The sequence below is a fragment of the Blastocatellia bacterium genome, assembly GCA_025054955.1.
Lineage (GTDB): Bacteria > Acidobacteriota > Blastocatellia > HR10 > J050 > JANWZE01.
The window spans coordinates 1-22267 of the sequence record JANWZE010000017.1 but is presented as its reverse complement, the minus strand read 5'-3'; the positions used below and the strand labels follow the sequence as shown (position 1 = coordinate 22267).

Sequence of the window (22267 nt, the reverse complement as noted above, 5' to 3'; positions counted from 1 at the left end):
ACTGGACCAGCCCTGGCATATTCAGTACACGAATTACCTGCGCCGATTGGCGCAGTTTGACCTGGGGCCCTCGTACAAAATCCCGACGGTCACCGTTGACGAGCTGATTGCGCGAAGTTGGCCTATCTCGGCGCAACTTGGTCTCTCAGCTTATGCCTTGGCTCTGTTGGTTGGTATTCCACTGGGCGTGCTGGCCGCTGCGCACCACCGTTCGTTCTGGGACGTGGGGTTGAGAAGCATAGCTCTTCTGGGCATGAGTCTGCCAACCTTCGTGATCGGTCCGCTGCTCATTTTGCTGTTCAGCTTGACGCTTCTGTGGCTACCGCCGGCCGGCTGGGGAGACGTGCGTCATCAGATTTTGCCAGCGATCACGCTCGCTGCCCCCTATGTGGCTTATATCGCTCGGCTGACGCGCAGCGGCGTGCTGGACGCGCTCGCACAAGAGCACATCCGCGTCGCCCGCGCCAAAGGTGTGCGCAACTCGGCTGTGCTGTGGCGACATGCCCTGCGCACCGGGATTCTGCCGGTCGTCTCGTTTAGCGGCCCGGCGCTTGCCTTCCTGCTGACGGGCACCGTTGTTGTCGAGCGAATCTTCGCCATTCCAGGGCTTGGCAATTGGTTTGTTCAAGCATCGTTCAATCGCGATTACACGCTGATTCTGGGTATCGTCTTAGTCGTTTCGACGGCGCTGTTGCTGATGAACCTTGTGGTTGACATAGCCTACGCGCTGCTTGATCCGAGAATTCGTTATGACCGGCAAGGATGATCCGATGGGGCCGACTCTGCGGACACGGTTGATCAAACATCGCTCGATATGGATCGCCTCGATCGGTTTGTTCATCATTCTTGGAACCTGCCTGCTGGCCCCTTGGATCATAGAGCATGGATACGACCAGGCCGATTTGAATCTTGGCCCAACGCCACCGAGCTTGAGCAGCGGCCATTATCTGGGCACTGACCAACTGGGTCGTGACCTGTTGGCGCGCATGCTTTATGGCGGGCGCTTGTCGCTGCTGGTGGCGATTGTTGCCACACTGGTCTCGCTCAGCATTGGCGTGCCATACGGGGCTGTTGCTGGCTACGTCGGCGGATCAGTGGATAACTTCATGATTCGGATTGTGGATGTGCTCTATTGCCTGCCCTACATGTTCCTCGTCATCATGTTGATGGCTTTGTTTGGCGACCCGATGGTGGCTGAATCCATTGTTCAGTTTATGCAGCTTGAACCGGACGGCGCGCTGGCCGTCTGGCTTCGTGGGCCTGGGCTGCGATTCGTCTTACTCTTCATGGCGCTGGGCGCGGTGTCGTGGTTAACAACGGCGCGGCTAGTGCGCGGACAAGTCCTCTCTTTGAAAGCCAGCATGTTCGTGCAAGCCGCGCAGGCGCTCGGCCTGAGCCGTCGCGCCATCCTCTGGCGTCATATCATTCCACACACGATGGGCGTCGCCATCGTCTATGCCACGCTGACCGTTCCAGCCGTGATGCTGCAGGAAGCGTTCATCAGTTTTCTCGGCCTTGGCATTCAACCGCCTCAAGCAAGCTGGGGCAGCCTGATTCATGACGGCGTGCAAATGATGGCTGTTGCCCCGTGGCTACTGATTTTTCCAGGGCTGATGCTCGCGCTGACCCTCTTTTTATTCAACCTGCTTGGCGATGGCCTGCGCGACGCGCTCGGTGTTACAGACGAGTCGCTCCTTTGATGTGGCTCACCTCCACAGCCGGCGAAACCGACGCGCAGACGAGCATCGCCAAGAACGATTTTGAGACAATTGCACGCAGCTAACACAAGCCTGACATTATCGCCACCATCCGAGCATCGGCAAGAGCGGTAGACAATTGCATGCTATGGCCTGCCATGATACACTGCCAACCAGTACAAACATGAGCTGGGTTGTGATACAAGCTCAGAGGCTTTGGCTGAGCATGGACGGACAGGCAGCCCTACGGCGTTGCTCAGGGCGTCGGCAGCGCCGCACGGATACGGTCAAGCTGACCAACGTCCTCTACTTTTCTGTGAGCAGAGAACGGGATGAGAAGCAATACTGGTAGAATGATGATCATCATCAGGCTCTGCTTGATGCTCTTGGCGAGCATGCCAGCGTCGAGCGCCCTTTCAGCAATTACTATCCAGTCTGCCTCAACGTCCCAGCAAGACGAACCGGTCCGGTTACGGGCTGATTTAGTGGTCGTGGTCGTCACGGTTGTTGACGCAGCAGGGGCAAGCGTGACGACGCTGAAAGCCGACGATTTTGAAATCTTGGAAAATGGCAACCCGCAGAAGATTTCCACGTTTGCTCGGCATGATGACGTGCCGCTGCATCTTGTGCTGGTCTTCGACATCAGCGGGAGTGTCAAGTCCCGTCTGGGCTTTGCTAAAGACTCAGTGGTGCGCTTTCTGAAGGCATTGGTTCGTTCGGATGATGGCGTCGCCATTGTATCGGTCAGCACAGATGTGGTACTAGAGCAATCGTTCACGTCTGACATCAATTTGTTAACTTCAACCATCACGCGCTTGTCGGCGAAAGGAGCGACAGCGTTGTATGATGGCATTTGCTTGGCTGCTGATGCGCTCAGTCAACGGCAAGGACGACGGGTGATCTTCATCTTTTCTGACGGACGCGACACCATCAGCCGGGCAACCTTACAGCAAACGTTGAAAGTGCTTCAGTGGCACGATGTGGTCGTGTATGCGATCAACACGGCTGGGCGAGCCAGCTCGGCCAACCTGCGCGAATTGGTTGGCGAGCGAACGTTGGAAACGCTGACTCAACAAACTGGCGGTCAGGTCTTCTTTCCTGATCGCGCTGAAGAGCTTGATCCGGTGCTCGCTCGGCTAGCTGAGCTGTTGCGAACTCAGTATGTGCTCGGCTTTGTCTCATCCGAGGAGGCGCCGGAGAAAACCTATCGGGAACTGGTTGTGCGTGTCAAACGACCGAATATGCAGGCGTATGCACGACATGGCTACTATTGGTCGAAATGAAAGCCTTGTTGAGCTGAGACGTCCGCCTGAGCGGCGGCCTATTGTCAACCATCAAGAAGCGGTCAGCCGATCAACCACAGGCCATCAGCAGGCGTTTAATTGACGCCTGAACCTCATTGATGCGGGAGGACCGATGCAACAGTACATTGAACAATTTCTTGAGCATCTCAAGTACGAGAAGAATATGTCCGACCACACGCTGCGAAATTATCGGATTGATTTAGGCCAGTTCTATGATTACCTCGCGCCGGTGGATGCCAGCGGTCAGCGGCGTCCCGTCAACATTCGTCAAATTGATAACCTGACAATCCGCGAATTCATGGCCATGCTGTACAGTCAAAAGAAAAAGAAGACTTCCATTGCGCGAAAACTGGCGACACTTCGCAGCTTTTTCAAGTTCCTCTGCCGCGAGCAGGTGCTCGACATGAATCCGGCGCAACTGGTGTCGAGTCCTCGATTGGAAAAGAAATTGCCGCGCCACTTGTCCATTGACGCCGTGATTCAATTCATCGAAACGCCTGATACACAAACGTCGCTTGGCAAGCGTGATCGAGCCATCTTGGAAATGCTCTACGCAACGGGCATGCGCGTCAGCGAGCTGGTCAAGCTAAACATCAATGACATTGACTTCACGCACATGTCTGTGCGAATCAAGGGCAAGGGGCGCAAAGAACGCATTGTGCCCTTCGGGCAGAAAGCCAAGGAAGCATTGGAAAATTACATGACCGTGCGAGGCGAATTCCTCGCGCAGGCGCCCGAGGATGCCCGCGAGCCACTAGCGCTTTTCCTGAATTACCTGGGAACCCGTATTACCACCCGCTCGGTGGGACGACTCATTGCCAAGTATGCCAAAATCTGCCCCGCCGTTGATCAATCGGTGAGTCCTCACAGTTTTCGTCATTCGTTTGCCACACATCTGCTGGATGCCGGCGCCGACCTTCGAGCGATCCAAGAACTGCTCGGACACGCTCGGCTTTCAACGACTCAGCAATACACGCATGTCTCAATGGAAAAGCTCATCGAGGTTTATGATCGGGCGCACCCCAAGGCATAGAGCCAGCGAAAAAGCCGTTTCCCGGATTTCACATTTGAAATTGGCTCTGCCGTATTATTGAGGCACGCCGATTGGCCTTCGCAAGAGAGCAGAGGCAAGTTGCCAACTCGCGCTACCACCCGCAGCCTAGCGTCGCGTCCAGCGACGAGTGCGACGACCTCAACATTCTTCAACCAGTGCCGACAGACAGGCACACCGCTGAGGCATACGCCATAGTCAAGGCCTGCACACAGACGTATGAAACTGCAAAAAACGCCAAGAAGAGGAAGAATGAGCCAAAGGTGAAGACGCCTCAAGAGAGTGAATCTTTCGTGCTCCTTTGTGAGCTTCGTGGTGAAAATCTCTCTGGAACACGCATCCTAGCCGGCAGAGCAGTAAGCTTGTCGCGACTATTGCAATGAACGCCAGAGAATGTCAGCACCCATCGTCAGAAAGAGAATGACGCTGATGTAGGCGTTAGTGGTAAAAAAAGCTTGGTCCACACGAGACAGATCGTGAGGTTTGACGATGGCATGTTGTCGCACTAACAATGCTGCCGTAGCCATCAGTCCCAGCACACCGAGCGTCTTCATCCCTGACAACCAAGCCACTGCCACGAGACTAACAAACGTCACCACATGCAACGCACGAGCTATCCACAGCGCACGATTGATACCATATCGAACCGGTAGCGACCGCAGGCCAACCTGACGATCAAAGGCGACGTCCTGACACGAGTAGATAATATCGAAGCCTGCCGTCCACGTTAGAACAGCGAGACTCAGGAACCACGGAATGGGTGAATCCAGACGTCCGCGCACGGCTATCCACGCGCCTGCCGGCGCGATGGCCAGACACCATCCGATCAGCAGATGGGTGTAGGCCGTGTACCGCTTGGCATAGGAATAGAGCAAAATCGAAGCCAACGCCACAGGCGATAAGTACAAGGCCAACCGATTGAGCATCGCCGCCGCCAGGATGAATACGAGCGCGGAAACAATAACAAAGACTTTGACGTAGCCGACCGACACCAGACCGGCCGGAATCGCTCGATTTTTTGTGCGTGGATTTTGGCCATCATACTGCCGATCAACCAATCGGTTGAACGCCATTGCGCTGCTGCGCGCCCCGACCATAGCCACAACAATCCAAAATATCACTGGCAATGAGGGCAGCCCACCAGCAGCTAACAGAGCGCCCAGCAAAGCAAATGGGAGGGCAAATAGCGAATGTTCGATCTTGATCATTTCCAGCGTAATGCGAGTGCTGCGAATGAGCGACGACACAATGTTCCCTCCTGACATGACTGAATCATTTGGCGGATGATTGATGCTAAGAAACCCGCTCATCGCTGTCAACCGGTGATCCGGGCGAACGTCTCCTGATCCATCATCCAGTTGCAGAGGAAAAGACCGCGTTCATGGAACCAAAAAGCATGGTGGAACCTGATGCTAATTGCCGAGAAAAACACACGCTCATGGAGCCAAAAAGCATGGCGGGATGTGAACTGATTGAATAGGAATGTGCGACCTTCGCTCGGCATTTAGAGCGGTTTGCGAATCAATCTACCCTGGGGCGCGCACTTGCAGCGTGCATGAGCCCGCAGGCGGGCGCTGCCCGGCTAAAGGCAATGGAAAATCGCTATAAGTTAATAAGAAGCTCATGGAACACGGATGACACGGATTGGGCTGATCAACGCGGATCAATCGGCGAAAATCCGCCGCATCCGCCTCATCCGCGTTCTATCCAACTTCACGAACTAATGCCATTCATGGAACACGGATGACACGGATTGGGCCGATCAACGCGGATCAACCGGCGAAAATCCGCCGCATCCGCCGCATCCGCGTTCTATCCAACTCCACGAACTAACGCCATTCACGGAACACGGATGACACGGATTGGGCTGATCAACGCGGATCAATCGGCGAAAATCCGCCGCATCCGCCTCATCCGCGTTCTATCCAAACTCCACGAGCTTAGAGCGATTTGTGAATGAGTTTACCCTGGGAATGCACGGCTCCAGCATGCATTAGTCCGCAAGATGTGGGGCCTCAGCTAAACGCAACTGAAAATCGCTCTAGTCACGTTATGCCAAATCAATTTTTGCTTCGAGGGCGACACCGGTTACCAGAGGGGCAGCTAGACGCGCAACGCTTGGGTGAACGTCATCCCAATCCATCGTGCCTTGAACAAGCGCCACCCGTTCCCTCACCGGTTCGTTCATGCTGTCTGGAGGCTGGCCACGCACGCGCACATCTGCGCGCGCTGCAAACGCGCTGCTGCTGTCCAGTCTGCCGGTCCAGACATCCCATGTCTGGCAACGTTGTCACTGGCCGCTTGCCTGGAGTGTGACCCACCATCATGACAAGGTCATACAGATGTGCACGGAAAATCGGAGACGGCTGCGTGGGACGTTCCGCTGATGCTCTCCATGTTGCTTCATCAAACACGGCCTTTCTCCAGATGATGGCATTACTGTGCTCCAGCGGGAGGCCGTGTTTATAGCCTTGCACAGCGATCGGGCCCCAAGCCCCAGCAGAAGGGCATCTGGAGCCACCCGTATCGCTACTGACGGAGCCGGGTGGCTTTCGCCTGCACGGTCTAGAAGCCTCACGCCCCGTTGGGGTGACAACCCCAACAACCGCGCACATCAGCCTGTCGCACACAACGATGTGGCCAGAGAGGAATGCGGGTGGCCAGCGCTAGCCGCTCGACAGATGTTGTACCAAGCGGCGAGTGAAGATCGCAGATCGCCGCCCACTCAGTTCAGGTCTCGGCAGTCTTTTTGACTTGATAAACACAGTCTTTATTCTCCGCAATTGGTATAACAAGCCTTCCCACAGCAGCTCACCATAAAGCACCACGCGCAGAAACGAGGCAGAGGGATCGCCCATGACATTTCCCGCGCCACGAAGGACCGGAGACAAGTCGCCACGCTCATAGAGGGATTGAAGGTTTTCTTTCTCACTTGCGCGCTCCGCGGCGTCAGTGGCTTCAACCTTCGTGGCGCGCTGTTGCACATGGGCGACTCCACCTGCGCACGGTGGAGCCGCACTGGCCTTCCGTTGCCAAAAGCCTATGGACTCCACCTGCTCTTGACTCTGGCCATGTTCTTGACCCTGGCACGCAGGCCTTCCTTACGAAACGGCTATGGATTCCACTCTCTTCCGGCTGCCCTCCGTTGCCGCACGAGCTGCTGCAGCTCACTCTCAGTGACGACCGGCGGCGCTCCCGGCGGCAAGACCTGCAACGTCTTCAAAAATTCGACGATTGCTGCCTGCTCCTCCTGCCCGAGCGCGGCAAATCGCGCCCGATGCGGCCGAGCTGCGCCGGCGTGATGGAGAATCGCTTCGGTGATGGTCGTCAGGTCACCCCGATGGCCGTATGGCGCTGTGCTGCCCACATCCCACAGCTTGCGCGTGAGGAATTGATTGGTCGGCACGCCGTCTTGAACCTTCCGCTCATTGCAGAAGTAAGGGTCCTGGTCGTCACAGATCACATGCCGCTTCAGGTCTGTGAACGCTCGCACGATGGCACTGCCATCCGACGTTCGCTCCAGCCGAGGCGTTGGCCCCTCGCGCGTCAGATCGAACGTGACCGGGCGTGTGACATCTTCAGGACGCAAATTCCCCGGCGGATTGAAGCGACTCGGTTCACTGTAGATGGGATTATCCAAAACGAGCGCCGGACGATGGCAGTCCGTGCATCCAATCTGCGCAAAGAGCCGCTCGCCCCGCTCGGCCGCCGCGCGTCGCACCGGATCATCTGGCAAGACGCGACCCGGAATATTCATTGCCGCCTGAAAGAGCGTCAATGCGGTGATGTCTCCCACAGTCAGCTCATCCGGCACTCCATCTTGGTCAAAGTCAGGCGTCGTGATGAGATTCCCCCGATTGTCCTTCTGCCCGATGCCAAAACGCTCCACGGCTTGCATCCCGTGGTGATGGTTCATGGCATTGTTGGAAAAAACCCGCAAGGAGACAACCGTCCCTTTCTGATTGAACGGCTTGATGACCAAGTCCGGGTCTACACCCTCAACACGCGATGTATCCACTGTGCCGTTGGGAAGGGCTGTAATCTGACCGAAACTGACGCCCTTCGTCACAAGCTGTTTGGTCACCGCTTGCCCTGATGACCGAGCCTCAGAGACGGCTGTTGCTCGGATCGCTTGTAGCGCCACGCTCATCTCACGGGCAAGCATCTCGATGGCCCCTGCTCCGTTCATCCCCAACGAGTTTCGCTCATTAGAGAATTCAGCGGACGTCGAGTCAGTCGGCGGATCGAGCGTCTGCGCTAGAACGAAGACGTTGGCAGCAAAACCGGCCGCGCCGCCAGTTGTCGGCTGGAAGTGACAATCGGCACAGCTTGTCGCATCCGGTCCTGAGACACGCGCCAAACGCTGCGCGTCCCTTGGATCGCGTTTGGTCGGCACACCGCTTCCCGTCGCCGCTGGTCTGCCCTGCCCATCCAGCACGTTCCATCGAGCAGCGAATATCCGTTCACCCATCTCCAACAACTCATCAAATGCAATCCGGCCACTCTCAATCTCAGCTTGATCTAAGTGCTTCTCCAAAGCCGGCCGCTCTCCATAGGGCAACGGTTCCTTTTGCGCGCCGGCTTCGTTATCCCAGAAGGCAAAGACGCCTCCAAACATGAGTCCACAAATAATGAATTTTGTGATTCGACAACGCATATCTGATCTGACCTCCTATAAATTAAAATTATCCACTTTGATTAAGCGCGAAGAGCAACTAAGCTGGACGACCAATCCATCGAGGGCAGTGTCCAACGCTGAGCTTGCCCCTCGAATTTTGATGAGCCGCATTCTAACCTTTGCGCTCCTTTTTTCAAATCCTCTCTGGAGAGTTGGCGAATTCGGATCACCGATTCGCTTCAGAGCGATTCCAGGAATGCTAGTAGCTGCATGCGTTCAGTCGGCGTGAGCATCAGAAACCGCTCCGTCACGCGACGCGCTTCTGCTGCGTGCCGCCGGATGGCGTCCTCAATGGTTGCGGCGCTCCCATCGTGCAGATAGGACCGACTCACCCGCAGCCCCCACAGAGGCGGTGTGCGTAGCTCATCAGCTCCGGCATCAGCTTGAGCAATGCCATCGCCCGTCCCGACATCGTGCAGCAGCAAGTCGGAGTAGAGCGGGACTGTTTTACGGCTGAGCGCAGCGATTGGATGATCGCCTGTTTGAAAGGCTGGCGTGTGACATCGAGCACAACCGATTTCCACGAAGATTGCTTCCCCGCGGCGGGCCGCATCCGTGATTGGACCGCGTGGCGGCGGGCCGAGCAACTGGAGGAAGTTGGCGAACTCGTCAATACCCCGACGACCTGTCGTTGAATCCAGCACATCTTCAGGATCAGGGATAGAGTCACACTCGAGCAGTCGCTCTGTGTTGCCGTTCGGGGCGTTCTCGTGGGGGAACAAATCGTTGGTGATACCCATCTCGTTCAGGTAAGCATCAGCGGCAAAACCAAGCAAGCTCGCTTGCTGAGCTTTCCAGCCGAATCGCCCCAGGCGTACTTGGTTGGTTGCCAGATCAAGCACCCACGCAGCCCGACCGGAAATTCCGTCACCATCTCGATCCTCTGGATCAGCTTGAGCGACAATCGCCTCTTCAGCAATAGCCTCGATCAATCCCAAACCAAACAGCGGCTGCACCTGGCGAAAGGCCACGACGTTGGCCTCTGGCGGGATGAACTCCCGGCACCGATCAGGCGTGATCGAAAAGATCTGAATGAGCGAGCCGCCGGGCACATCCCGAAATGTCCCATCCGCTTCACGAACTCCTACACGTATCTCGCTGATGAAACTGGAGCCACCTGTCACAGGCACACCATGACATTCCGCACAGCTACGAGCATTGAATAGTGGCCCCAGGCCATCGGCAATCCTATGGATTTGCTCGAAGCTTCTTTTCCCTTCGAGGAAGAGAGCTAACTGCTCTGCTGAGAGACCTGGCAAGGGATCACCAAAGCCAGCACTCGGCTCCTGACGGCTCGTTGCTTCATGGCTTGAAGCCCAAGCCCAACAGGCTAGAAACAAGATCATCATCACCACCTTTGACTGCTTCATCATTTATCCACCCTCCCCACAAAGAAAAAACCACAGAGGCCACAAGGGGCACAGGGAGGACAGACGCAGAGGATGGAGAAGGCTCTCGGTGGACTCTGTGACCTCGGTGATTTCTTTTTCATCTTCCGTGGCGCGTCAATACACATAAGCGATTCCCCAAAAATAAACCACGAACCTAACAAACCGGGCGGGGCGGTATTTTATCCAGAGACAACGCCTCGATCAACTTGTCAGTTTGGTTAAGACCCGGATATAGTGACGCCATGCGCTGGTGGCTCGCAGCTCTGTTATCGCTGAGCTGGTTTTGCGAAGTGAAACCGGCGGCTTCGCAATCCCGGCTGATCTGGGCGGTAGCGGATGTGTGTTTTGAGTCTCATCCGTTCGGCCGAGCGGTCGCCGAGGCGCTTCGTCAAAGCCTGCAACGCTCCAGCTCAGTTCAATTGCTGGACGCATCATTGACACAGGCGGCAACACGAGGACTGGGCTATACCGGTTCGCTGAACCTGAGCCTTGCAGAAGCACGCGATCTAGCGATGGCGATCGGGTGTGATTATCTGATACTGGGCCGTGCCGGCTTATCCCCGCACAGTCCAGCCGCCGGGCAACTGGCGCATCGAGCATGGCTCGGCTTATTCATCGTTCAATCGCGAACCGGGCGATTAGCCATCTTTGAGTTCTTCGAGCAAACGCGCGCCACGCCTGTCGAGGCTGCCAACGCTGTGCTGGATGAACTGCGCGCGAGGTTGGCGCAATACATCGAACAGGTCGGCCACCGACAGCTTGAGCTTTCACCGCAAGATCAAACCACGCTCATTGAAGTCAATGATCCAGAGAAACCGACGCCGCCCCTGTTTGATCCGCCGCGCATTCTTGCTAGCGTCAAGCCTGTTTTCACCAGGGCGGCTCAGATCGCCGACGTTACAGCCACCGTTCAATTGCATGTCACCTTTGGCGCCGATGGGACAATGGGGCCAATTACGATAACACGCTGGGCTGGCTTCGGACTGGATCAAGCAGCGATTGAAGCGGCTCAACGCATGAGGTTCGTCCCGGCGCGGCTCAACGGCCAGCGTGTCACAGCAGGCGCGTTGATTCAGTACAAATTCAAAGCCGCTGACAAAGAGTCTCATCAACCGGCCGAGGAATCACCCAAACGCGCGCCATCTGCTTTCTCGGCGCGGCCATGAGCGCGAGAGTCATCAGAAAAATGTTCGGCCACCTCCTGAGGCTTCACCAATCGTTCAGTCTCAACCCTCCCTGCTTCATCCGCGAAAAGGTGATTCGCTTGACAGCCATCGGTGAACGCACATACAATGTGGCCTCGCTTGGGAGTGTGATAGTCAGTTCAGAAATTTGACCCAGGTTGGACTTTCCAAAAGGAGGCGCCGTGATTAAACAAGATATTGTCAACGCCGTTTCAGAACAAACCGGCTTGACCAAAATCAAAGCCGAAATGGCTGTGGAATCATTGCTGGAGGCTATGAAACAGGCGCTCAAGCGTGGCCAGCGCATCGAACTGCGCGGTTTCGGTGTATTCTATGTTCGCCCGCGCAAACGAGGCGTTGGGCGCAATCCCAAGACAGGCGACGTGGTGCCGATTCCCGAAGGAAAAACCATTCGCTTCAAAGCCGGTAAAGAACTCCGCTCGTGAGGAACGAGTTTGTGAGTGACCAGCCTGTTGTTCCGGCTGCGACGGTTGAACCACCTGTCCCTGCGGCCAAGCTTACATCCGAATTGAGCGCCAAGCGATTGCTCCTGCATGTGGCGCTGTTTTTGCTGACACTGCTCAGTTGTTTTTTCATTGGCGCCGTCTTGTCGCTTCGCACTGAACCCAACGTGGACGATTGGTGGAGTCTGCTGTTGTATTTAATCAATGATCCCTACTCAGCAGCCAGCGGCGCAGCTTATGCATTGGTGTTGATTTCGATTCTTCTAGCCCATGAGCTTGGTCATTATTTTGCCTGCCGCTACTACGGCATTCGCGCCACGCTGCCCTATTTCATTCCAGCGCCAACACTGATCGGTACGTTCGGCGCATTCATTCGGATTAAGGAGCCGATCCGGTCGCGGCGTGCCTTATTCGACATCGGCATTGCCGGTCCACTGGCCGGTTTCGTCGTGGCCATTCCTGCGGTCATCGTTGGTTTATGGATTGCGACGCCGGCCGAGCCGCTGCCACCAGACGCGCAAACAAGCCGATACATCTTCCAAGACCCACTGCTGTTTCAAATGATCCAACGATGGCTCAATTTGCCGACATTGATGGAATGGAATCCCATTTATTTCGCGGCCTGGGTCGGCATGCTGGCCACCGGCCTGAATCTGCTTCCCGTAGGGCAACTAGACGGTGGCCACGTCGTGTATGCATTGTTTGGACGACGGGGGCATCGCTGGGTGGCAACGGGGATTTTCGCCATCATCTGTGTGCTGGCATGGCTCTCCTATCGGGTACACCGCTGGCCGGGCTGGTTTGTCTACGTGGCCTTGCTCGGTTTGATGCTCGGCCTGCAACATCCGCCGGTGGAAGATGAGCAGCGGCCACTCGACCGACAACGCTATCTGATCGGCATGGTCGGACTGATTGTCTTCATTCTTTCATTCATGCCGTTCCCTATCGTTGTCGAATGAGCGTATCCACGATCCTCTGCACCCCAGGCCTATGATTGCCATACACAGGATTCCCTATCGTTGTCGAATGAGCGCAGCCATGAGCCTCTGCGCTCGACCGACGGCTCGATCCTCACCCAATTAGCTTTCTGCGATTCGCGGCAACAGGTACTTCGCTTCACGAACGAACTGCATGATCGTTTCTTCATCGGCCATGGCCATGACAAACAGCTTATAGCCGTTGTGAATGCAGATCAGACCGTTTGAGAAAAGCCAGACGCTTGTCAAAATCGGATTGCCGCCCAGAATCAATTCGACCGGCGCGCCAACGATTCGGCCCGGCGACAAGCTTTGTGCAATCAAGGTCGCGCCCGCAGCCACATGGAAAGCGCCAATCAACGGAGCACCGACGTACTTGGTCATGTTGCGCTGAAATTCAACACGGGCCGCCTCGGCCTCAGTCAACCGCCCTGACTGAATCAGTTGCTCTTGCTGCTTCAAGTAGGAGAAGTACCGTTCGGAGATTTTTTGCAGTCCGTATGAAGCGAGCGCGCTGTGGAATAACCAATGCCCTTGCCCGCCGGCACCTAACAAAACGGCATCGAGTCTGGGAAATGCGCTTCCTGCCCGCACGCCCATCACCACCGACAAACCGATCACAGCAGCTTTTCCGGGATTATGCTTGATCCAATCGCGGGCTTGCTCGACGCGCGCTTTCAGTGTCATGCCGGCGCGAACTGTTTTCTCGGCTGTCCGTGTGGCACGCTCGACCCTGTCATAATACTTGCCTGCCTCGGCCAATAACTCATCGGCCTTGGCTTCCGCCGACTTGGCCCCTTCTCTGGCTGTTTCCACAACGTCGCTGGTCGCGCGTTTCACAGTACTGGCAATATCGTATTCATGGTCAAGCCGCTCCCATTCCTTCTTAGCGGCCTCGACGCCGGCGGCGGCCACTTCTGTGCCTTTGCGAATTCCTTCAGCAGCGATCTTTGCTCCTTTCTCCAGGGCGTCCGTAATGCCGTACTGGCTATCCAACTCCTTGGCGGCCTCCGTCAATTTCTTTTTCCATCGCTCGAAACGATCTGTTGCACTCATAGATCAACCCTCCGGTTTAGTTGTGACCTCGTCATTGGCCCGATCAACGACAGGCAGCGGTGTGCGGCCTGGTTCAGGCAGGTGGCGCGGTGTGAACTCAACCGATTGAATAAGGCCTGCAACATCCACGCTCGTTTGATCGGCGCCAGCCTGTGCGCGCTGACGGGCAGAACTCATCAAGTAAGAGACCACATGAGCCACTCCGATGAAGGCAGCAATCAGCCCAACAGGCCAATACTCCCGCGTCGCCTCCATCAGGTAAAGTGCCAAACCGATCCCTACTCCGATCACGCTCCACCTCAAGCCGGTCCGCAGGTCTTGATCCTGCGGCGGCGACAGGCCGGCCAACAACACGCTCAGACTATTAGGAGCTGCCTCGGGGCGCTCAATCACAGCCATACGTTCCTTATGCAAGAACTCTCGTTCTTGCTGCTGTCGTCGTATCAACAAGAGCATGAGCCAGCCTATCAGCAAATACAATCCGGCCACCGCGACGGACCCAGTCAGTTGCTCTCCCAGGGACTCCCAATCGGTCTGCCAAAGAAGCGTAGCAAATCCATGTATATTTGCCCTCATTGTGTGCCTCCTGATGTGGCTTCGTCCACCATTACGTCACTGCGCGGCTGATGTTCCGCTTGTATTGTAGCATTGAGTATGGTCGAAAAAACACAAAGAAGCGACGCGGCTGCTTCGCTTGACCCCTCATAAGTCCAGTGATAGAATGGCGACTTGGTGTGGGGGTGACATGGTTTCGACGAGGGTCTGGAGGCGAAGAGGTGCATGTCGAGCGTCGTGCTGCTCGTTAAACGCACGAAAAAAATAAACGCGAATCACAACTTCGCACTGGCCGCGTAAACACGGCCACGCTCCTCTTGATCGAGCTTGCCGGTGAAGAAGCGAGCGTGACGACAGCAAGCTGGGCTCTCAGTCGGTGATCAGCGGCTGCGAGCGAGAACAAGCTGATCTGGTTGTCGGACGCGCTTGTAGCTTGGCCAAGTCCGACAGCGAGACGATGACAAGCTACTAAACATGTAGGACCTCTCGTTGAAAGCCCGCGGACAGCGGTTCGATTCCGCTCACCTCCACCATGGACTAGAGCGAGGAACGATGTTCGACGAATTCAGACAAAATCCTACAGAGAGTCGGTCCCAACACCACCAAGCCAATTTGGCCCGGCTGGCCGAAATTCAGGCCCAGTTGAAGCTGCTGGTTCAAGTGCGCGAGCGGTTACTGAAAGACCTGACCAACCTCAAATCAAAGTTGGAAACCCATCGGCAGGCGGGCGCAGCGATCAAGTCTCGGGCCATGGCCATCCTGAACCGTTTGGCCCAACAAGTTGAGGAAGGCAACCCGGCGCATCAAACGCTCAGCCCAGAGGATGAGCAGTTGCTCCGAGAGTTGGAGGCCTCCCGCGAGCAACTGGAACGAGACGTGGACGTCACCGAACGAAAGTTAAAAATCGCCCAATTTGAGGCGGACACGCTGGCCCAGATACTGGAAGAACTGGAACTTCAAGTGGCTGAGATTGCCTCCGACCTCAACGACGACGAGGACTTTGCTCCCCATGAACGACACTAACGTCAGACCTGATGGCCGACGCTTTGATGAACTCCGTCCGATCGTCATCACACCTGATTTCACGCGCTATGCTGAAGGCTCTGTGTTGATTCAGATGGGACAGACATGGGTCTTGTGCACGGCCAGTGTCGAAGATCGCGTGCCGCCCTTCTTGCGCAACAGTGGGCAGGGCTGGATCACCGCTGAATACGGCATGTTACCGCGCTCGACCTCAACGCGGACTGCTCGCGACGGCACCCGGCTGCAACGCTCAGGGCGGGTCATGGAAATTCAACGACTCATCGGTCGCAGCTTGCGGGCTGTGCTCGACCTCACACAGATTGGCGAACGAACCATCACCGTGGATTGCGACGTCTTGCAAGCCGACGGCGGCACACGCACGGCAGCCATCACCGGCGGCTACGTGGCGCTGGTGCTGGCGCTGCGCCGGTTGATCGAACAAGGCGTCATCGCCACTATGCCGGTTTATGATTATCTGGCAGCGGTCAGTGTCGGCATTGTTGCCGGTCAAATGCGATTGGATTTGGATTACGCGGAGGATAGTTCCGCCGAAGTTGATATGAACGTCGTCTGCCTGGGCGACGGACGTTTCGTCGAAACACAAGGCACAGCCGAGAGCAAACCGTATACAGCCGACGAATTGAACCAGTTACTCTCATTGGCTCAAATCGGCATTAGGCAGCTCATCGCGCATCAGCGAGCGGTCCTGGGAGATATTCATTTTCAAAGACCCGCCGGCGCAGCCTCCATGTCCGGCGGCCTCGTTCACTCATCAGCGGAGGTTGAGCCATGACACACGATCAGTCAGTATGGCTTGCGACTTTGACACTGCTTCTATGCTGGCCGTTCATCGGCGCAGCTCACGCGCAAGACCGTGAGTTCATCCATCCTGACGGACGATATGCGATCACGCTGAAAGAAGGATGGGAAGAAGTCATCTCCAAAGACGGCGCCGGCAACACAGTCGTGGACATCATCTTTGAAAATCGCGAGCGCGGCGTGCTACGCATTCGTGAAAGGCGCCGTGATCAAGACATCGCCCCACAAGAACTGGCCCAGCGAGACCAGGAAACCTCCATTCGCTTTCGACCAGGTTTTGTTCAAGGCTCGATTGAGCCATTCAACCACAAGGAATACCCCGGCGCGCTACTGACATTCGATTTTGCCTACGGCGGACGACCGAAAACTGCGTTCTACTATTACCTCAAAATTGACGCGAATTCCTATTACATGCTGCAATTTGAAGGTCATCCGCAGGTGCTAAAAACGATGCGCAACCGGACCGACCTCATGGCACGCAGTTTCCGCGTGCTTCGCTAAGAGCAAAAAGAACTCTGTGTTTCCTTCGGCCCCTTGAATCGGCGATGGCACGACTCCTTTGACGTGCAATCGCAATGTCTGTTCGGCAAACAGACGAATGTGAGCCACTACCTGACTGTGTTGAACCGGGTCTCGGACGACGCCCCCTTTCCCGACCTCGCCTTTGCCAACCTCGAACTGCGGCTTGACCAGCGCAAGGATCTGTCCTGAGTCGGCAAGCAGCGGCACTAACGCCGGCAGGACTTTGGTGAGCGAAATGAATGAGACATCCACGGTGATCAAGTCAAACAGGCGATCAAAATCGGACGGCTTCAGGTATCGCGCATTGACGCCTTCCCGAACGATCACACGCGGGTCAGAGCGCAATTTCCAGTGAAGCTGCCCACGCCCCACATCCAACGCGACGACGCAAGCGGCGCCATGTTGCAACAAACATTCGGTGAATCCACCAGTGGAGGCCCCCACATCGAGACACACCATCCGTTGCACGTTCAGGTTAAACGCGGATAATGCGCCTTCCAGTTTCAACGCCCCTCGACCAACATAAGAGGGGCCTGCCGGCCGCACTTCAATGATAGACCCCCTTGCAACGAGCTTTCCCGGTTTATCCACGCGCTCGCCGTTAACCAGCACGTGCCCGGCCATGATTAATGCTTGCGCCTTCTGGCGCGTCTCGGCCAGATGGCGCGTGACCATCAATTTATCGAGTCGTTCTTTGCTCACCCTGCGTATTGAGCTTCAACCGCTCGTCCAAATGGGCTACACGCCAGCCTGTGGCGAAGATCAATCGCGTGATGCGGGCCATCTTCTCGAAATCCAGCTTCTCAACATCGTCCGTCGGCCGATGATAATCTTCGTGCAGCCCGGTGAAGTAAAAAATGACGGGGATATTATTCTTGGCATAATTCCAGTGATCACTCCGATAGTAGAGTCGCTGCGGGTGATCTTCGCGGTTATAACGATAATCCAGATTCATCTTGACCGTATCTTGATTGGTCTGTTCGCTGAGGTTGTGCAACTGGGCGCTCAGGCGATCCGACCCAATGAGGAAGACCGTGTTGGCATCGCTCAGTTCACTGTTAGCCGGATTCGTGTCGTTCGGCGCGCGGCTCCGCCCAATCATGTCAATATTGAAGTTGACCACGATAGACGAGAGCGGGACCGTTGGATGTCGCACAAAATACTGTGAACCGAATAAGCCTTCTTCTTCGGCAGTGTGAAAGATAATCATGATGGAGCGGCGCGGCGGCGGTGCCTGCGCGAACGCTTGCGCAATCTCCAGCAAAGCCGCTACGCCCGAAGCGTTATCGTCGGCCCCGTTGTAAATCTCGTGGCCATCCGAGTGAACGTGATCCATGTGCGCGCCGAACAGAACGTATTCGTTCTTCAGCTTAGGGTCTGCGCCGTCGAGTATCCCGATCACATTTTGCGTGGTACGCTTCGGCCCGCGCAGAGAAACGTGCAGCCGGCCGTCTCGCTCCAGCGAGCGAACCTCGCTAACCAGCGTTGATGAAAACACCGTCTTTGCATCAAGGCGCGTTCCCTTCAGCAGAGCTTCCACCACCGAGGCGCGCCAGCTATGAAACACCGGATAGGTTGGCTGCAGTTTCACATCCTCGGCGAACACTAATCGGCCGTGCGCGGGAGTCCGACCGCGTCGCTCGTCGGACGATGTCCCGTGTGATTTTCGCTCAGGCGTGATGACCACTACACCCACAGCCCCGCGACCACGAAGCGATTGGACGACATCGCGGACCATCCGTCGCTGATGCCGATCTAGCCCTGCCGCTTCTGTCAACGGCTCGGACGACGCAGTGGTCTCCAACGAAGACGATGAAGAGAGCGGAACAATGACGATCTTCCCTTTCAAGTCCGATTGCGTCTCCCCGCCTGCCTTGATGGCGCTGTACGGAACCAAAACCAATTCACCGGTGACATCGGCATCGCCATGTTGGCCAACAAAGCTGACTCCTTCCCCGACGTGAAATTTCACCGGGCCTGTTTCCCCTTTGATCTCGATATACGTCTCTTCAGGATTGTACTGCTGCGCCACCATTTCAAATCGTTGCATGAATGAGCCGTCTGCTGCGCCGCCGCGATAACCCCAATGCCGCAGCCGCGAAGCCAGATAGCGCGCGACAATTGCATTGGAGGGGCTGAACGTATATCGTCCACCCAGCTCATCAGACGCCAAAAATTCAGCGTGATGCCGTAAATCGGCTGGTGTGATGCTCTCAATGGCCGCCGGCGGCGGCAACGGCAGATTTGTTCCTGTGACTGCGTTGCCAAGTAGAATGAACGACAACGCAAAAACGACGAGAATGGAAGCGGGAGACCTCAACGACTTTTTCATCATGGCTTGCTTATCATAGTCTGCTGAATCTGGCTCTGTCTACTGTGTAACGCCTGAGGTGATCAGAAAAGCGCGGTGATTTCGCATTGACGCCCATCTGAGCCCTACCATACAATGCCGCCTTCGTGGTTACGGCGCTGCCACACGCCGGATAAATTCGAGGAGGTTACCAGATGCATAGGTCGAGAACGTTAAAATCCCACAGCATTTTTTCGCTAATTTTGCTCTTATTGTTGTTCATCCAACCTTTAGTTCCTAAAGCAGCGGCGCAAATCAAGTACACAGAACACACAGCTCTGACAGCGCCGGACCGATACACAAAATCGCTCGATCGCGGCAAACCCTCAACAGCATTGCTTCCCTACTGGCAATCCCTGCGAGCCGCGTCGCAAACGGAGCTGCGAGCGTTTTGGTATGATCGGGGCATACTCAAGTCGGTCTATGGACGCATGGTAGACGTGTCACAAAAAATGTCACACCCCGAATCAGCGGCACGCCAGTTCCTACGCGAGCATGCAGCATTGTTTCAACTACGAAGCCTCGCGGACCTCCGCCTGATTCAACAGGCTGAAAGCCCCGGCGGTACGCACCTCTTTTTCGAGCAGGTTTATCAGGGCGTGCGCGTGCATGGCGGCGGCCTGTCCGTGAGCATCAACCCGCGCGGCGTCATTGACACCGTTACCAATAACTATCACGCCAATATCGAAGTCTTCTCCGTCGTTCCTAGCGTGAGCGCCGAAGCCGTCTCGGAACAGTTGTTCACCGAGCTGGCGAGTCACACCGGCCAGCTCGTGCTGTATGGTCAACCAACGCGCGAGCTCGTCATCGCTCCGACTGACGCGGGCGCCTATTTGGCCTGGCGAATTGTGATTCCCGCGCGCGAGCCTCAAGGTCTTTGGGAAGCCTTCTTCGATGCGCACACGGGCGAGCGAATCAGTCAGATCATGGACAAGAACTACTATGTTAACGGCACGGGCAAAGTCTTCGTCCCCAATCCGGTGGTGGCGCTCAACGATACCACCATCCGCGACACCAGCACGATTCCTGAAGCTGCCTACACGACGAAAACTTTGTTCGATCTGGATGGCAGCGGCTTTCTCAACGGCCCCTTCGTGAATACGCAGAATACACCGAGCCGGGTCAATCGCCCAACCAATGACTTCAGCGACCTGCGGCGCGGACAGAATGGATTTGAAGAAGTCATGACCTATTGGGCAATGGATACGACTAAACGCTACTTCGACGCATTAGGATTTTTCACCGTCATGAATTATTCCATTCCGGTGAACGCCGAAGGGTCCAACGATTGCAATGCTTTCTTCTCGCCCGGCTCTCTTGGTCAAGGCTCGATCACACTGCATAGCCCGGTCGGCTCGCCCAATGCAGCGGAAGACGCCGATGTCATCTGGCACGAATACGGCCACGCCGTCATGCACAACCAGCGCATCGGTATTGATCAAAATTTCGACGGACAAGGCGAAGGATTTGGCGATTTCCTTGCAGCGATGATGAGCAATCGAGAAGGTCCGGCGGCCACACATACGACCTATGATCCGTGCTTAGCCGAATGGTTCAGTCAGTGCTTCACATCGGTCGAACCGGCCTGCTTGCGACGGATGGATAATCCGCCTTCGATTCGACAATGGCCGCGTGATCGTGGCGGCGTGCACTTCACCGGTCAGACCTGGTCTGCCTCGCTCTATGACCTGTTTCTGCAACTCGGTCGCGACACAACGGTCTCGCTCGTGTTGGACAGTCATTTCCGATTGCCGTTGACGCCGGCGATGCCGGAAAGCGCCGAAGCCGTCTCACAAGCCGACGACGCGCTGTATGGCGGCAGCCATCAAACCACGATCAACTCAGTTTTCACTGCGCGCGGCCTGTTCCCACAACCCTACCGGATCACGTCGCCCACCAACGGCGATGTGTTATACATCGGCGCCAACCATCTGATCACCTGGACAACTTCGCGCTCGACGCCGACTGTTAAGTTGATGATTTCTCGCAGCGGCGGCAGCGGCGGCTCGTTCACTGACATTGCCGTTGTGCCCAACACCGGTTCGTTCAACTGGACGGTCACCGGCCCGCCGACAACGCAGGCGGTCATACGCATCCGCGAGCAGGCTGACGGCGACGCTTTCCGCGATCATTCAACCGGCATGTTCACCATTAGCAATGCGCCGCCACCACCAGCGACAATCACCGTCACCTCACCCAACGGCGGTGAGACGTGGCAGATTGGCACGACGCAAACCGTCACATGGACGACAACGGGGTCCATCGCCAATGTGCACATCGAACTATCACACACGGGCGCAGCCGGACCATATACCATGCTAGCGAGCAACACGCCGAACGACGGCTCGCAATCCATCACGGTCCCCGGACCAGCAACGACTAATGCGTTCATCCGTGTGTCGGATGCAGCCAATCCGGCGACACAGGATACCAGCAACGCCGCCTTTACGATCAGCGCAACGCCGCCGCCGGCTAGCATCACGGTGACTGCGCCCAACGGCGGTGAGACGTGGCAGATTGGCACTACCCAGACGATTAGCTGGACAACCACTGGCTCAATTGCCAACGTGAAGATTGAATTGTCGCGTGATGGTGGCAGCACCTATTCCACATTGTTCACCAGCACGCCCAATGATGGATCAGAGTCATGGACGGTGACCGGACCAGCGACGACGCAAGCGCGGGTCAGGATTTCCGATGCCGGCAATGCAGCGATCAATGACACGAGCAACAACAACTTCACCATCCAGGATGCGCCGCCGCCACCGCCGCCACCACCGCCGCCGGGCGGCTGCGCGGCCACGCGAGCGGTTGAAGGTCGAGCCGACGCACCGGCGCTGCTGAGGCTGTTGTACCAACTGCGCGATGAGGTGTTGTCGCGAACGCTGGTTGGGATCAGATACACCGAGGCCTTCTATCAGTTTTCACCGGAGCTGACTCGCATCATGATCTCGAATCTGAGTGTGCTCGTAGCGACGCAGGAATGGTTGGTGCGTATTCGACCGATTGTCCAATCATTGGTGGAGACCGGTCGAGCCGAGGTGACGGCGTCAGAGCTGGAGCAGACTGACCGGTTGATTGTGATCTACTGGACGCTGGCCAGTCCCGGCTTGCGGCAAACGCTGGAGCAGTTGCGCCGTGATCTGCGTGACCCGCTCATTCATGCGCAGATGGGCATCCGCATCAGCCGGCGGTA

At 56.3% G+C, this 22267-nt stretch carries 18 protein-coding genes and 1 other RNA gene; 12 read left to right on the top strand and 7 right to left on the bottom strand.

Features of this window, described 5'->3' with window-relative positions; genetic code table 11:
• The 4 genes from NZ823_01530 to xerC form a co-directional block, all read left to right on the top strand.
• Positions 1-766, top strand: a 766-nt coding sequence (locus NZ823_01530) for an ABC transporter permease (GenBank protein MCS6803808.1), incomplete at its 5' end; no start/stop codon positions are given.
• A complete protein-coding gene (locus NZ823_01525; protein MCS6803807.1) occupies positions 750-1700 on the top strand; it encodes an ABC transporter permease in 951 nt (316 codons plus the stop codon). The genes NZ823_01530 and NZ823_01525, both read left to right, overlap by 17 nt.
• Before the next feature lie 329 nt (positions 1701-2029).
• Entirely contained in the window at positions 2030-2980 is a 951-nt protein-coding gene (locus tag NZ823_01520) for a VWA domain-containing protein (GenBank protein MCS6803806.1), read from the top strand.
• A gap of 133 nt (positions 2981-3113) precedes the next feature.
• Complete coding sequence (gene xerC, locus NZ823_01515) at positions 3114-4034, top strand: tyrosine recombinase XerC (GenBank protein MCS6803805.1); 921 nt, start codon at positions 3114-3116, stop codon at positions 4032-4034.
• Positions 4035-4423: 389 nt separating this feature from the next.
• Here the strand turns inward: xerC and ubiA are convergent, their stop codons facing one another.
• From ubiA to NZ823_01500, 3 genes are all read right to left on the bottom strand, one after another.
• Entirely contained in the window at positions 4424-5299 is an 876-nt protein-coding gene (gene ubiA, locus NZ823_01510) for a putative 4-hydroxybenzoate polyprenyltransferase (GenBank protein ID MCS6803804.1), read from the bottom strand.
• A gap of 1865 nt (positions 5300-7164) precedes the next feature.
• Positions 7165-8709 carry a hypothetical protein gene (locus tag NZ823_01505; GenBank protein MCS6803803.1) on the bottom strand — a complete coding sequence of 515 codons (1545 nt, stop codon included), beginning with the start codon at positions 8707-8709 and terminating at the stop codon, positions 7165-7167.
• A gap of 200 nt (positions 8710-8909) precedes the next feature.
• Positions 8910-10103 (bottom strand): hypothetical protein, encoded by a 1194-nt coding sequence (locus tag NZ823_01500; GenBank protein MCS6803802.1) that lies wholly within the window; start codon positions 10101-10103, stop codon positions 8910-8912.
• A gap of 260 nt (positions 10104-10363) precedes the next feature.
• Between NZ823_01500 and NZ823_01495 the strand changes: the two genes are divergently transcribed.
• The 3 genes from NZ823_01495 (at position 10364) to NZ823_01485 (ending at position 12728) form a co-directional block, all read left to right on the top strand.
• Positions 10364-11287, top strand: coding sequence for an energy transducer TonB (locus NZ823_01495; protein ID MCS6803801.1), 924 nt, complete (start codon positions 10364-10366; stop codon positions 11285-11287).
• A 200-nt stretch (positions 11288-11487) separates the two neighbouring features.
• Positions 11488-11751, top strand: coding sequence for an integration host factor subunit beta (locus tag NZ823_01490; GenBank protein ID MCS6803800.1), 264 nt, complete (start codon positions 11488-11490; stop codon positions 11749-11751).
• A gap of 11 nt (positions 11752-11762) precedes the next feature.
• Positions 11763-12728 carry a site-2 protease family protein gene (locus NZ823_01485; protein MCS6803799.1) on the top strand — a complete coding sequence of 322 codons (966 nt, stop codon included), beginning with the start codon at positions 11763-11765 and terminating at the stop codon, positions 12726-12728.
• Between the two features lie 120 nt (positions 12729-12848).
• Here NZ823_01485 and NZ823_01480 read toward each other — a convergent pair whose 3' ends face one another.
• On the bottom strand, positions 12849-13802 hold the full coding sequence (locus NZ823_01480) for a hypothetical protein (protein MCS6803798.1): 954 nt from the start codon (positions 13800-13802) through the stop codon (positions 12849-12851).
• A 3-nt stretch (positions 13803-13805) separates the two neighbouring features.
• On the bottom strand, positions 13806-14378 hold the full coding sequence (locus NZ823_01475; protein ID MCS6803797.1) for a DUF6249 domain-containing protein: 573 nt from the start codon (positions 14376-14378) through the stop codon (positions 13806-13808).
• A gap of 160 nt (positions 14379-14538) precedes the next feature.
• Here NZ823_01475 and ssrA point away from each other — a divergent pair.
• From ssrA to NZ823_01455, 4 genes are all read left to right on the top strand, one after another.
• Positions 14539-14890, top strand: a transfer-messenger RNA (tmRNA) gene (gene ssrA / locus NZ823_01470).
• Between the two features lie 19 nt (positions 14891-14909).
• Entirely contained in the window at positions 14910-15380 is a 471-nt protein-coding gene (locus NZ823_01465; protein MCS6803796.1) for a hypothetical protein, read from the top strand.
• A complete protein-coding gene (gene rph / locus NZ823_01460; protein ID MCS6803795.1) occupies positions 15367-16173 on the top strand; it encodes a ribonuclease PH in 807 nt (268 codons plus the stop codon). Before NZ823_01465 ends, rph begins: the two co-directional genes overlap by 14 nt.
• Entirely contained in the window at positions 16170-16700 is a 531-nt protein-coding gene (locus NZ823_01455; protein MCS6803794.1) for a hypothetical protein, read from the top strand. Before rph ends, NZ823_01455 begins: the two co-directional genes overlap by 4 nt.
• Here the strand turns inward: NZ823_01455 and NZ823_01450 are convergent.
• The gene (locus NZ823_01450; protein MCS6803793.1) at positions 16641-17423 is read right to left on the bottom strand and encodes a TlyA family RNA methyltransferase; all 783 of its coding nucleotides are present in this window, start codon (positions 17421-17423) and stop codon (positions 16641-16643) included. The two genes, NZ823_01455 and NZ823_01450, sit on opposite strands and share 60 nt — an antisense overlap.
• A complete protein-coding gene (locus NZ823_01445) occupies positions 17401-19056 on the bottom strand; it encodes a M20/M25/M40 family metallo-hydrolase (GenBank protein MCS6803792.1) in 1656 nt (551 codons plus the stop codon). Before NZ823_01445 ends, NZ823_01450 begins: the two co-directional genes overlap by 23 nt.
• A gap of 170 nt (positions 19057-19226) precedes the next feature.
• Between NZ823_01445 and NZ823_01440 the strand changes: the two genes are divergently transcribed.
• Positions 19227-22267: M36 family metallopeptidase (locus NZ823_01440; protein MCS6803791.1), on the top strand; the 3041-nt coding region annotated here is incomplete at its 3' end.

What these genes read in the sequence shown, in the direction of transcription:
- NZ823_01525 (MCS6803807.1), top strand. Translation starts at nt 750, where the DNA reads ATGACCGGCAAGGATGATCCGATGGGGCCGACTCTGCGGACACGGTTG.
- NZ823_01520 (MCS6803806.1), top strand. Translation starts at nt 2,030, where the DNA reads ATGAGAAGCAATACTGGTAGAATGATGATCATCATCAGGCTCTGCTTG.
- xerC (MCS6803805.1), top strand. Translation starts at nt 3,114, where the DNA reads ATGCAACAGTACATTGAACAATTTCTTGAGCATCTCAAGTACGAGAAG.
- NZ823_01505 (MCS6803803.1), bottom strand. Translation starts at nt 8,709, where the DNA reads ATGCGTTGTCGAATCACAAAATTCATTATTTGTGGACTCATGTTTGGA.
- NZ823_01500 (MCS6803802.1), bottom strand. Translation starts at nt 10,103, where the DNA reads ATGATGAAGCAGTCAAAGGTGGTGATGATGATCTTGTTTCTAGCCTGT.
- NZ823_01495 (MCS6803801.1), top strand. Translation starts at nt 10,364, where the DNA reads ATGCGCTGGTGGCTCGCAGCTCTGTTATCGCTGAGCTGGTTTTGCGAA.
- NZ823_01480 (MCS6803798.1), bottom strand. Translation starts at nt 13,802, where the DNA reads ATGAGTGCAACAGATCGTTTCGAGCGATGGAAAAAGAAATTGACGGAG.
- NZ823_01475 (MCS6803797.1), bottom strand. Translation starts at nt 14,378, where the DNA reads ATGAGGGCAAATATACATGGATTTGCTACGCTTCTTTGGCAGACCGAT.
- NZ823_01465 (MCS6803796.1), top strand. Translation starts at nt 14,910, where the DNA reads ATGTTCGACGAATTCAGACAAAATCCTACAGAGAGTCGGTCCCAACAC.
- rph (MCS6803795.1), top strand. Translation starts at nt 15,367, where the DNA reads ATGAACGACACTAACGTCAGACCTGATGGCCGACGCTTTGATGAACTC.
- NZ823_01455 (MCS6803794.1), top strand. Translation starts at nt 16,170, where the DNA reads ATGACACACGATCAGTCAGTATGGCTTGCGACTTTGACACTGCTTCTA.
- NZ823_01445 (MCS6803792.1), bottom strand. Translation starts at nt 19,056, where the DNA reads ATGATGAAAAAGTCGTTGAGGTCTCCCGCTTCCATTCTCGTCGTTTTT.